The 13074-nt window shown below is 40.6% G+C and carries 10 protein-coding genes; all 10 read left to right on the top strand.

Going from position 1 to position 13074, the window contains the following annotated elements; translation table 11 throughout:
• Positions 1 to 151: 151 nt before the first annotated feature.
• Positions 152 to 1294 carry an FIST signal transduction protein gene (locus ACQKN3_RS09680; protein ID WP_427711033.1) on the top strand — a complete coding sequence of 381 codons (1143 nt, stop codon included), beginning with the start codon at positions 152 to 154 and terminating at the stop codon, positions 1292 to 1294.
• A 10-nt stretch (positions 1295 to 1304) separates the two neighbouring features.
• Complete coding sequence (locus tag ACQKN3_RS09675; RefSeq protein WP_427711031.1) at positions 1305 to 2285, top strand: methyl-accepting chemotaxis protein; 981 nt, start codon at positions 1305 to 1307, stop codon at positions 2283 to 2285.
• A 99-nt stretch (positions 2286 to 2384) separates the two neighbouring features.
• Positions 2385 to 2861, top strand: coding sequence for a signal peptidase II (lspA, locus tag ACQKN3_RS09670; protein ID WP_079525056.1), 477 nt, complete (start codon positions 2385 to 2387; stop codon positions 2859 to 2861).
• The gene (locus tag ACQKN3_RS09665) at positions 2861 to 3763 is read left to right on the top strand and encodes an RluA family pseudouridine synthase (protein WP_251689467.1); all 903 of its coding nucleotides are present in this window, start codon (positions 2861 to 2863) and stop codon (positions 3761 to 3763) included. The genes lspA and ACQKN3_RS09665 overlap by 1 nt, the downstream gene beginning before the upstream one ends.
• A gap of 753 nt (positions 3764 to 4516) precedes the next feature.
• Positions 4517 to 5059 (top strand): bifunctional pyr operon transcriptional regulator/uracil phosphoribosyltransferase PyrR, encoded by a 543-nt coding sequence (gene pyrR, locus ACQKN3_RS09660; protein WP_251689465.1) that lies wholly within the window; start codon positions 4517 to 4519, stop codon positions 5057 to 5059.
• A 22-nt stretch (positions 5060 to 5081) separates the two neighbouring features.
• Complete coding sequence (locus ACQKN3_RS09655) at positions 5082 to 6380, top strand: solute carrier family 23 protein (protein ID WP_427711028.1); 1299 nt, start codon at positions 5082 to 5084, stop codon at positions 6378 to 6380.
• Positions 6381 to 6628: 248 nt separating this feature from the next.
• Complete coding sequence (locus ACQKN3_RS09650) at positions 6629 to 7546, top strand: aspartate carbamoyltransferase catalytic subunit (protein WP_079525064.1); 918 nt, start codon at positions 6629 to 6631, stop codon at positions 7544 to 7546.
• Positions 7509 to 8783, top strand: a complete 1275-nt coding sequence (locus ACQKN3_RS09645; RefSeq protein WP_079525066.1) for a dihydroorotase — start codon at positions 7509 to 7511, stop codon at positions 8781 to 8783. The genes ACQKN3_RS09650 and ACQKN3_RS09645 overlap by 38 nt, the downstream gene beginning before the upstream one ends.
• Positions 8783 to 9883 (top strand): carbamoyl phosphate synthase small subunit, encoded by a 1101-nt coding sequence (locus ACQKN3_RS09640; protein WP_427711025.1) that lies wholly within the window; start codon positions 8783 to 8785, stop codon positions 9881 to 9883. The genes ACQKN3_RS09645 and ACQKN3_RS09640 overlap by 1 nt, the downstream gene beginning before the upstream one ends.
• On the top strand, positions 9876 to 13073 hold the full coding sequence (gene carB / locus ACQKN3_RS09635; RefSeq protein WP_427711023.1) for a carbamoyl-phosphate synthase large subunit: 3198 nt from the start codon (positions 9876 to 9878) through the stop codon (positions 13071 to 13073). Before ACQKN3_RS09640 ends, carB begins: the two co-directional genes overlap by 8 nt.
• Position 13074 lies beyond the last annotated feature (1 nt).

Raw genomic sequence — 13074 nt, 5'->3', positions numbered from 1 at the left:
ACACCTGCTTAACTTAGAATGTTAAGTGGGCTTTTTTTATGCATTGAACATATCTTTTAAATAAAATCTAAGAAAAAGGTACAAAAGTATGATAATAATTCGATATAAGATAGGAGTTATTTCAGTATAGTGATTAGGGAGAAGAGAGAAAATGGATTTTATCCGAACGGGATTAGCAAAATCAAAACAGCCAGAAAAAGCAGTTGAAGAACTAACAAATTGTTTACATAAAGAGCCTCGACTATTGCTCTATTTTGCCAGTGCAGCATACGACTTTAAACAATTATCGCAATTATTTTCGCAGCAGTATCCAAATGCCCAAATTGTAGGCGTAACAACAACCGGTGAAATTGGTCCACAAGGATTCAGTGAGTTTAGCATTTCTGCCCAAAGTTATGCTGAGGAATTTGGAAAGGTCGAAGCTGTATTGATGACAGATATTGTAAAGTACCCGATATTTGATCGTCAAAAATTGGTTCATGCCGCAAAAAAGGTAGGAATCCAAGTTAATGCAAAAGCAGTGGAAAAGGAAGGCTTAGCATTTGTTTTTCCGGTAGGTCTCCAGGCGGGCGAAGAAAAAATGCTATCCGTCGTCAACTCCATATTTACAGAGGATAGATTTCCAATTTTTGGAGGTACAGCTGGAGATGATGCCAAATTTGAGAAAACCTATGTTAGTGTAAATGGAGAGACTTCTTCAATAGGTGGCGCTGTAATTTTTATTAAACCTAATGTTGACTTTTATATTTATAAAGAAAACACTTTTAAAAGTACAGGGAAAAAAGTGAAGATTACAAAGGCTAATGCTGAAAAACGCATTGTTTATGAAATGGATGGCCGACCTGCCGCAGAGGTTTATGCAAATGCAATTGGGGTTAAACGAACCGAGCTTGAAAAGCACTGGTCACTCTATCCGCTCGGCCGAAAATTTAATCAGGACTTCTATAATGCTTCTCCGTTTAAAGTATTAGCAAATGGGGCAACGGAATTTTATTGTCAAGTTTATGAAGGGGCTATTTTGGAAGTGCTGGAGCCAAAAGATGCGGTTATGGAAATGGAGAAAACTATTAGACAATTCACCGAACATTTTACGGAATTAAATGGTGTATTAACATGCAATTGTATATTACGCAAACTGCAGTTTCAAGATGAGAAGTTATTCCCGAAACTAAATGAACAACTAAAGCAATTACCTCATTTATGTGGCTTCTCAAGTTATGGAGAACAATTAAATAAATCTCAATTAAATCAGACGATGCTATTAATCGGTTTTGGTAAATTACGAGCGGAGTGAATGGAACGTTATGTTAAAAAAGTTTTTCATGAAGGAAAATATGGCGGAAACGGTAGTGCAAGAACTAGACGCATTAACAGAGACAGAACGGCAGCAAGTTATTCATAGCGTGGAAGAATTACTTGTGTTATTAAATGAAGCCAATGCTAAAAATACAGAAGGGGATAGTCTGTTTTTGGAAAAAGTTACAGCTATTTCGGAGTCGATTCAACAAGACCAGCAAATGTTAGACACGACATATGAAGGTGCGCAAGCAATTGTTCAGGAAACAAAGGCCATTCAAAAGATCACTGCATCCGTTGAATCTCAAGTGGTAAGCAACCGTTTACTTATTCAAGAAGGCAGCCATCAAATGAACGCACTTTATGAGCAAATGGACAAAGTGCGCACTATTTTTGAACAGGTAGGATCTTCAATCAGTACACTTCAGGACGAAACAAAAGAGATTATGAATTTTGCTAAACTGATTGGTGCTATTGCAGATCAAACCAATTTACTTGCATTAAATGCCTCGATTGAAGCAGCACGTGCAGGCGAACATGGAAAAGGCTTTGCAGTAGTAGCATCAGAGGTCCGTAAATTAGCCGAGCAAAGTAAAAATGCTTTAAATCAAGTGAACGGAAAAGTAACGGAAATCGTACAGCATATGAATCGTATTGCCGTAAATGTAGTAAACGAACAGCAAACGGTACATGAAACACAGCGAATGTCATCCGTAACAAAACAGTATTTTGGAAAGATTGAACATTCCGAGCGGGAACTGGCTGAAAATATGGCAGCCATCCAGCAGGCAACAGAACAAACATTACAGCAAGTAGTAAGCTTTCAACAATTATTAGAGCAAATCGTCCAATCCTCACAGCTATCCATGCATCAAATTGAACAATTATATGGTTTTTCAGAGCAAAAATCCTATAATGCAAACGATATGATTACTTATATCATTCAGGTATCTCATTTAATTGAGGCAATAAAGAATAATCGATTGTAAATGAATGAGGTATCTATAAATTGAGAATGATGAAATGATACCGTTACCCCTTACAATTATGTTAAAATAGATAGATATATCGTAAACGGAGGATTTGCTGTGTATAAATATTACGGAATCGCAATAATTGCAGTCATTTTGGATCAATGGACAAAGTGGCTCATTGTTAAAAATATGGAATTAGGGGAACGCATCAGTGTGTGGGATCCTTGGTTTGGCATCTTATCGCATCGTAATCGTGGTGCGGCATGGGGCATGTTGGAAGGACAAATGTGGTTGTTCTCACTCGTAACAGTTGCTGTCATTATCGCAATTATTTATTTTAATCATACAGAAGCAAAGGGTAAGCCACTATTTCATGTAAGTTTAATGTTGTTATTAGGTGGTGCGGTCGGTAACTTTATTGACCGTTTATTCCGAGGAGAAGTAGTTGATTTTGTCGATGTTTTTATACCGGTAATCAATTATCATTTCCCAATCTTCAATATCGCAGACGCAGCTTTAACAATTGCTGTTGTAATGCTTTTCATTACGATCATACTAGAAGAAAAAAAGGATAAGAAAAAGGTGAAATAATGACAGTAGTCACATTAACAATAGAAGAATTTGCAGGGGAACGTATCGATAAGGCGCTTTCACAAATGGAAGAATCTTGGTCACGTTCGCAAATTAGTAACTGGCTGGATGCAGAACGTATTTTAGTAAACGGTGCAACCGTAAAACCAAAATATAAAGTAAAGCAAGGGGACGTTATTGAAGTAACGATTCCGGAAGTAGAAGATTTGGAAATCATTCCAGAAGATTTAAATTTGGAAATCGTTTACGAAGATGCCGACGTATTAGTTGTGAATAAACCGCGTGGAATGGTAGTTCACCCGGCACCAGGCCATACTTCAGGCACATTAGTAAATGGTTTAATGCATCATTGTAAAGACTTATCAGGCATCAACGGTGTAGCACGTCCAGGTATTGTACACCGTATTGATAAGGATACGTCCGGTTTATTAATGGTTGCAAAAAATGATGTTGCTCATGAAAGTCTTGTTAATCAGCTTGTTGAGAAGTCGGTAACACGTAAATATACGGCTTTAGTACATGGTCATATTGCGCATGAAAAAGGAACAATTGATGCACCAATCGGCCGTGACCAAAAAGACCGTCAAAAGCAGGCAGTTGTCGATAAGGGCAAGCATGCGGTTACACATTTCCAAGTAATCGAGCGTTTCGGTGAGTTTACTTTAGTGGAGTGCCGTCTTGAAACAGGACGTACTCACCAAATCCGTGTGCATATGAATTACATCGGCTTCCCGTTAGCAGGCGATCCAAAATACGGTCCAAGAAAAACTATCGATTTCGGCGGCCAAGTATTACATGCAGGTGTATTAGGATTTATCCACCCTGTAACGAAAGAATATTTAGAGTTTGAATCACCACTACCGGAAGATTTCAAACAATTATTAGAAGAATTACGCGGGTAATCGCGAACAGCCGTCTCCTTTTTTGGGGGAGGCTGTTTTTTTAGGTTGGGAAGCATTGCCCCGGCTTTTATTAGAATTTTTGAAACAGATATTAGAACTTACTGCGGCGATATTAGAAGATGTAGAGCTTTTATTAGAAAACGGGAGGCACGGGGGTCGATTTGAGATGCTATTATCTGTATGTAGAAGCATTCAGGTAGCCTAAACTGAATTTATTAGAATATATCTACGGATATTAGAAAAAAGCTTTGGAAATATTAGCACATTGAAAAGCTTTAATAGAAAATTTAGAACACTTATTTGAACAATTCGCCATTATATTAGAAGATCGGATTTTTATTAGAAGATTTCAAATTATATTAGAACATTCACCACACTTAGTAGAAAATCCTCACCTCGTAATAAATTCAAACTCCTCAAACATTAATTTTCAGTTGTCTGACCTTCACAAAGATTATTGACTTATAAAATAATCAAGCCTATACTGACAACAGTGAGCTACAGAACTTGACGAGAGCAAGCAGGTAGTCACGGCAAATCAAATCAATCTGAATATTGTTCACCTTTAATGGCAGTCCAGAGAGGCTGAGAAGGGATAATGTGAAGCAACGGAATTTTTGTGCGCAAAAATACCCGTGTGCAGTTTTTCAACATGACTTTTCAAACCCTCTAGAACTTTCTAGGGGGTTTTTTGTTTGAAACTTACATTGATCATACCCTGTGAACACGGAAAAAACGAAAGGAGAAAAAAACATGGAAAACTTTACAGTATTACTTGATGGACCATCGATGAACCGTGCGATTACACGAATTGCACACGAAATTATTGAACGTAACAAAGGCATTGATGAAGTGATTTTAGTCGGGATTAAAACACGCGGTGCCTATTTGGCAAGACGGCTTGCGGAAAGAATCGAATCGATTGAAGGAAAAGCGATTCGCACAGGAGAGCTTGATATTACATTGTACCGAGATGATTTAACACCTAAGCACGATCAGGCACAAGTTAAGCAAGTCGATATTGAGCACCAAGTAAAGGATCAGAAAGTTGTACTGATCGATGATGTTCTTTATACAGGAAGAACAGTTCGTGCAGCATTGGATGCCATTATGGACTTAGGCAGACCGGCACAAATCCAGCTTGGGGTTCTCGTTGACCGGGGCCATCGCGAATTGCCGATACGTGCTGATTATGTAGGGAAAAATATCCCGACATCAAGCGTTGAACGCATTGTCGTCAATCTAGTAGAAACAGACAAAGAAGATATTGTAACAATTCATAAATTTGAGGAATAAGTGAATACAGGGAGAGAACATCATGACGAAAGCAGTATTGGATATTCATGAAAAACCTACAGTAGGGCAGCTGATTACATTTAGTTTCCAGCACATGTTTGCCATGTTCGGATCAACAATTTTAGTACCAAAATTAGTCGGGTTAAGCCCATCCATTGCGCTTTTAACTAGCGGAATTGCGACAATTATCTTTTTGCTCATCACACAGTTTAAAGTACCGGCTTACTTAGGTTCATCATTTGCCTTTATCTCTCCGATTATATTAGTGGCAGGCTTAACAGAAGCAGATGTTTCCATCAACCCTGGAAATGCAATGATCGGGGCAATGATGGTCGGGGTTGTTTATGCAATCGTAGCATTATTAATCTGGAAAACGGGCTATAAATGGCTGATGAACATTTTGCCGCCGATCGTCGTTGCACCGGTAATCATCGTAATCGGATTAGGATTATCAGGCACGGCAGTAGATATGGCGATGAATGTGGACGGCGAATATAGCGGGCTTCACTTCTCGGCAGCATTAGTAACATTAGCTACGGCGATTATTTTCAACGTATTCTTTAAAAATATTTTAAGCGCAATGCCGATTTTAATGGGAATTGTAGTCGGCTATGTATATTCAGTCATTATTGGAATCGTTGACTTCACGGCAGTACACAATGCGAAGTTCTTCGCATTGCCGGACTTTTTAATCCCTGGTGTAAACTACGAGTTCCAACTTACAGGAGCAATTTTTATCGGGATGGTGCCGATTGTCATTGTAACGATTTCAGAACATATCGGTCACCAGCTAGTATTGGGGAAAGTTGTAAACCGCAACTATATTAAGGACCCGGGCTTACATCGTTCCCTGTTAGGTGACGGTCTTGGAACATTTGCTTCAGCGCTGATCGGTGGTCCGCCAAAAACAACATACGGTGAAAATATCGGGGTTCTAGCCATCACACGTGTATATTCAGTGTATGTCATTTTAGGGGCAGCGGTTGTTGCCATCGTCGTATCGTTCTCAGGTCAGCTGATGGCACTGATTGAAACAATCCCGACAGCAGTACTTGGCGGTATATCAATCCTGTTATTCGGGATTATTGCAGCAAGTGGTTTACGTATGTTAGTGGAAAGCAAAGTAGACTTCGGAAATAACCGAAATATGGTCATTGCATCAGTAATATTGGTAGTCGGAATTGGCGGGGCAGCAATGCGCTTTACAGAAACCTTTGCGATTGAAGGAATGGCATTAGCATCAATCATCGGTGTCATCTTGAACCTTGTATTGCCAGGTCGTGAAGTTACAGAAAAAGATATTTACGAAACAGAAGACTAAAATAATATACCTTTTAAAGATTGTCCAGAGAGGCAAGGAAGGGTATGACATGCATGAAAGGTTCATCAACAGGATGATGCCTTACCTTGTCACACCCTCCAAGCCTCGCTAATGATGATAGCGAGGCTTATTTATGACGAGATATTGTATATTTAAACAAAAAGTAGATTAAATATTCATAATGTAATAAAATAATATCAAGCTAGCATTTGCGCCGGGGCGTAATTGATATAAGCGGAGGTACTCACATGAAAAACTTATTATCGATGGAACATTTGTCAAATGAAGAAATAATGATGATTTTAAATCGAGCACAGCATTTCGAAGATGGAGAAAAACCTGTGTTACAACGTGAATTTCATGTAGCAAACCTTTTCTTTGAGCCAAGTACACGTACAAAAACGAGCTTTGAAATGGCAGAGCGTCGACTAGGATGTACAGTTATTCCGTTTGATGCGGAGTTCTCGAGCACAACAAAGGGAGAAACGCTGTACGATACAGTCAAAACACTGGAAATGATCGGAATCGATGCAGTCGTTATTCGGGATAAGGAAGATGAATATTACAACGAACTTTTAGAAGGTATCGGGTGTGCGGTGATCAATGCAGGAGACGGCGCAGGCCAGCATCCTTCCCAGTCACTGCTGGATTTATATACGATTCAAAAAGAATTCGGGCGATTCGAAGATCTGAATATTACAATTGTCGGTGATATTTCACATAGTCGTGTTGCAAAATCAAATGCGACTGCACTTACTCGTTTAGGGGCAAATGTTCGATTCCTTTGTCCGCCAGCATGGGCAGGCAATTTCGAAGCGGCACATAGCTGGGATGAAGTACTGGAAGACAGCGATGTCATCATGCTGCTGCGTATCCAGCATGAACGTCACTCCGTAAGTAAAAACTTTTCGAAAGAAAGCTACCATGCAGAGTATGGCTTAACAATTGAACGTGAACAGCGAATGAAAGAGCGGGCTATCATTATGCACCCGGCACCGGTAAACCGCGATGTGGAAATTGCGGATGCCCTTGTTGAATGCAGTCGTTCCCGCATTTTTGAACAAGTGCGAAACGGTGTATTTACACGAATGGCCATTTTAGAAACGATTTTGAAAGGAAGAGATCAATATGACTACAGTTATACAAAATGTGAAGCTACTCAATGAGGAAGGCGAATTAGTAGTATCTACTATTGTAATAGAAAACGGCAAAATCGCTTCGATTAATGGAGACATTCCAGCTGGCGCTAAGCTGATTGATGGTAAAGGCCATTTCGCATCACCAGGTTTTGTCGATGTACATACACATTTACGTGAGCCTGGCTTTGAACATAAAGAAACAATTGCAACAGGCTCGGCATCTGCAGCAAAAGGCGGTTTTACAACAATTTGTGCGATGCCAAATACGAAGCCGGTACCGGATTCGGTAGAAAACATGCAGCTCATTAATGGATTGATCAAAGAAAGTGCAGTAATTCGAGTATTACCATATGGTTCATTAACAAAAGACATTTCAGGTGAAGTACGCACGAATATGCAAGAGTTAAAAGAACAAGGTGCAGTCGCTTTCTCGGATGACGGAATCGGTATCCAGCTAGCGTCGACTATGTATGAGCAAATGCAGCAGGCAGCAAAAATCGATGCGGTTGTTGTTGCACACTGTGAAGATAATTCACTTATTTACGATGGGGTTATGCATGAAGGAAAACGCAATAAAGAACTTGGATTACCAGGGATTCCTTCTATTTGCGAGTCAGTACAAATTGCACGAGATGTACTGCTGGCTGAAGCGGCTGGTGCACGTTACCATGTATGCCACGTATCGACGAAAGAATCCGTACGTGCTGTAAGAGATGCAAAAGCAGCAGGAATTAAAGTGACTGCGGAAGTTTGTCCACACCACTTATTATTAGAAGAAATGGACATTCCATCAGATGATGCGAACTGGAAGATGAACCCGCCATTACGAGCTGCAGACGATAAAGACTCACTGCATGCAGCACTGCTGGACGGTACGATTGACTGTATCGCGACAGATCATGCACCGCACACAGAAGAGGAAAAATGCTGCGGTATGGTTGGGGCACCATTTGGTATTGTTGGTTTTGAGACAGCATTCCCATTATTGTATACAAATTTTGTAGCGACAGGGAAATGGACATTAAAGCAATTAGTCGACTGGATGAGTGTAAAAGCAGCCCAAATTTTCGATCTTCCATACGGAACATTGGAAGTAGGCGCTTCAGCGGATCTTGTACTAATCGATTTGGATAAGGAACAGGCAATCGATGCAGAAGGGTTTGTTTCTAAAGGACGCAATACACCATTTAACGGATGGACAGCAAAAGGGTGGCCGGTAGTAACGATGTTTGAAGGCAATATTGTATATCAGGAGGCAGAATAATGAAGAAGCGTTTACTAATTTTAGAAGATGGCACTGTATTTACAGGTACTGCATTTGGAAGTGATAAAGCAAGTCAAGGAGAAGTTGTATTTACTACAGGGATGACAGGCTACCAGGAAACTATTTCAGACCCATCATTTTACGGGCAAATTGTTACATTAACATACCCGTTAGTCGGAAATTACGGCATTAACCGTGATGACTTTGAAGCAATTACTCCTGCAATCCGCGGTTTTGTAGTGCGTGAATTGGCAGAGCAGCCATCAAACTGGCGCTCGGACATGTCATTGGGGGATTACTTGGCAGCGCAAGATATTCCTGGCATAGAAGGAATCGATACAAGAAAATTAACGCGCATTATTCGTACAAAAGGAGCTGTACGAGCGATTTTAACTGAAGCAGATGCCGAAGTAGATATCGCACAGATCGTAGCTCAATTACAGGAAACACCGTATATTACACACCATGTCCGCGAAGTATCGCCAAAAGCGGCATACCCGTCTCCAGGACGTGGAAAACGTGTTGTACTGATCGACTTTGGAATGAAGCACGGAATTTTACGCGAACTGAACAAGCGTGACTGTGATGTACTGGTCGTACCTTACAATACGACTGCCGAACAAATTTTAGCAATGCATCCGGATGGCATCATGCTTTCAAATGGTCCAGGGAACCCGGAAGATGTAACAGAAGGAATCGAAACAATTAAAGGACTAATCGGAAAAGTGCCAATCTTCGGTATTTGTCTAGGGCACCAGCTGTTTTCACTAGCTTGTGGCGCGAAATCATTTAAATTGCCATTCGGTCACCGAGGCGGAAATCACCCGGTAAAAAATCTGCGTACTGGTCGCACGGATTTAACGAGCCAAAACCATGGCTATGCAATTGATATCGAGTCATTAAAAGATACTGATCTAGAGTTAACGCATGTCGCTTTAAATGATGGGACTTGTGAAGGGGTACGCCATAAGAAATATCCGATTTTCACTGTGCAGTATCACCCGGAAGCATCACCAGGTCCTGAAGATTCAAACTACCTATTTGACGAATTTATCGAAATGATGGAAATTGAAGCAGCAAAGGAGAACCAATATGCCTAAACGTACAGATATAAATACAATTTTAGTAATCGGCTCAGGTCCGATCGTAATCGGTCAAGCAGCGGAATTTGACTATGCAGGGACACAAGCATGTCTTTCATTAAAAGAAGAGGGCTATAAAGTAATTTTAATTAACTCGAACCCGGCGACAATTATGACAGATACTGAAATCGCAGACAAAGTATACATCGAGCCAATCAGCCTTGAATTTGTATCGCGTATTTTACGTAAAGAGCGTCCGGATGCCATTCTATCTACATTAGGTGGTCAAACAGGATTAAATATGGCAATCGAGCTTGATGAATCCGGCATTTTAGATGAACTAGGAATTGAAATTCTAGGTACGAAACTGGATGCGATTCATAAAGCGGAGGACCGTGACTTGTTCCGTAACTTAATGTATGAACTTGGTGCACCGGTTCCAGAGTCAGATATTATTCATAACATGGAAGAAGCAAAAGCATTCGTTGCAAAAATTGGTTATCCGGTAATTGTCCGTCCGGCATTTACACTTGGCGGAACAGGCGGCGGAATTTGCTATAACGATCAGGACTTACAGGAAATTGTAACGTCTGGTTTAAAATATTCTCCTGTAACACAATGTTTACTGGAAAAATCAATCGCAGGCTTTAAAGAGATTGAATACGAAGTAATGCGTGATGCGGCGGATAATGCAATCGTTGTATGTAATATGGAAAACTTTGACCCGGTCGGTATCCATACAGGTGACTCGATTGTTGTTGCACCAACACAAACATTATCGGATCGTGAAAACCAAATGCTGCGAAACATTTCACTCGATATTATTCGCGCATTAAAAATCGAAGGTGGCTGTAACGTTCAGCTGGCATTGGATCCTTACTCATTCCAGTACTATGTAATCGAAGTAAACCCGCGTGTATCGCGTTCATCTGCATTAGCATCAAAAGCGACAGGCTATCCGATTGCAAAGCTTGCAGCAAAAATCGCAGTAGGACTTACATTGGATGAGATTAAAAATCCTGTTACAGGTTCAACATTCGCTTGCTTCGAACCGGCACTTGACTACATTGTCGCAAAAATTCCACGTTGGCCATTTGATAAGTTTGAATCAGCAAAACGTAACCTTGGTACACAAATGAAAGCGACTGGGGAAGTAATGGCACTTGGTCGTACATTTGAAGAAGCGATTTTAAAGGCTGTTCGTTCATTGGAAACAGGCCATGTGCATATTGAAATGAAAAATGCGGATGATTTAACTGATGCATGGATTGAAAAGCGTATTAAAAAAGCAGGGGATGAACGTCTATTCTTTATCGGTGAAGCAATTCGCCGTGGTGTGACAGTGGAAAAAATCCATGAATGGTCTGCGATTGATATGTTCTTCTTAACGAAGCTGAAAAAAATTGTAGATATGGAAACAACATTGGCAGAAAACATTGGCAATCAGGAAATTTTACGCACAGCGAAACGATTAGGCTTTGCGGATAAAAAAATTGCACAGCTTTGGGGAATGGAAGAGCAAGCGGTTTATGATTTCCGTAAAGAGCATGGAATTATTCCAGTATATAAAATGGTTGATACATGTGCGGCAGAATTCGAATCGAATACACCATACTTCTATGGCACATATGAGGATGAAAATGAGTCCATCCGTACTGACAAACCTTCTGTAGTAGTACTTGGCTCAGGTCCGATCCGTATCGGTCAAGGGGTTGAGTTCGACTATGCAACAGTTCACTCTGTATGGGCAATTCAGGAAGCAGGCTATGAAGCAATCATCATTAACTCAAATCCAGAAACGGTTTCAACTGACTTCTCGATTTCGGATAAATTATACTTCGAGCCATTAACAATTGAAGATGTGATGCATATTATCGATCTGGAGCAGCCAATCGGTGTAGTTGTACAGTTCGGCGGACAAACAGCAATCAATTTAGCGGATAAGCTTGAAGCAAACGGTGTGAAAATTTTAGGGACATCACTTGAAGATATCGACCGTGCTGAAAACCGTAATAAATTTGAAGCGGCATTACAAGAACTGAAAATTCCGCAGCCTCCTGGCGATACAGCAACATCAGCTGAAGGTGCGATGAAAATTGCGGAAGGTTTAGGTTTCCCTGTATTAGTTCGCCCATCATATGTACTAGGCGGCCGTGCAATGGAAATCGTCTATAACATGGAAGAACTTGCTCACTATATGACAAACGCGGTTGAAGCATCACCGGATCACCCTGTATTAGTAGACCGTTACTTAACGGGACAGGAAATTGAAGTCGATGCCATTTGCGACGGTGAGAATGTATTAATTCCAGGGATTATGGAACATGTTGAACGAGCAGGTGTGCACTCAGGTGACTCAATCAGTGTATATCCACCACAAAAGTTAACAGATGCTCAGAAAGAAACATTAGTAGACTATACGACTCGCCTGGCAAAAGGCCTTGGTATTGTCGGCTTAATGAATATCCAATATGTAATGAGCAAAGGCGAAATTTATGTAATCGAAGTAAATCCCCGCTCAAGCCGTACTGTACCGTTTTTAAGTAAAATTACAAACATCCCAATGGCAAATATCGCAACAAAAGCGATCCTTGGTCAATCGATTATTGAACAAGGCTACCCAACAGGACTGGCAAAAGAACAGCAAGGGGTATTCGTAAAAGTACCGGTATTCTCATTCGCCAAGTTACGCCGTGTCGACATTACATTAGGACCTGAAATGAAATCTACAGGGGAAGTAATGGGGAAAGACGCAACATATGAAAAAGCATTATATAAAGGCTTCGTGGCAGCAGGCATGGAAATTAAAACACATGGTACCATCCTGTTCACTGTATCTGATAAAGATAAACAGGAAGCAATCAGCCTGGCGAAACGCTTCTCAACAGTAGGCTACCGCATCGTAGCAACAGAAGGTACAGCAAAAACATTTGAAGCAAATGGTATTAAAACAGATGTTGTTGAAAAAATCGGCGGTAAAGGCAAAACATTGATTGATATGATTCAAAACGGTGAAGCCCAATTAGTAGTCAATACATTAACAAAAGGGAAACAGCCGGCACGTGATGGCTTCCGTATTCGCCGTGAATCGGTAGAAAACGGCGTACCATGTCTGACTTCATTAGACACGGCAGAAGCAATGCTGCGCGTAATTGAATCAATGACATTTACAGCAGAAGAAATGCCGAAAGCGGAGGTAGTACACTAAA

This window comes from Solibacillus sp. NPDC093137, assembly GCF_050280445.1.
Classification (GTDB): Bacteria; Bacillota; Bacilli; order Bacillales_A; family Planococcaceae; genus Solibacillus; species Solibacillus isronensis_B.
The sequence above is the reverse complement of the archived record's forward strand: the minus strand, read 5'-3'. Positions and strand labels throughout refer to the sequence as shown.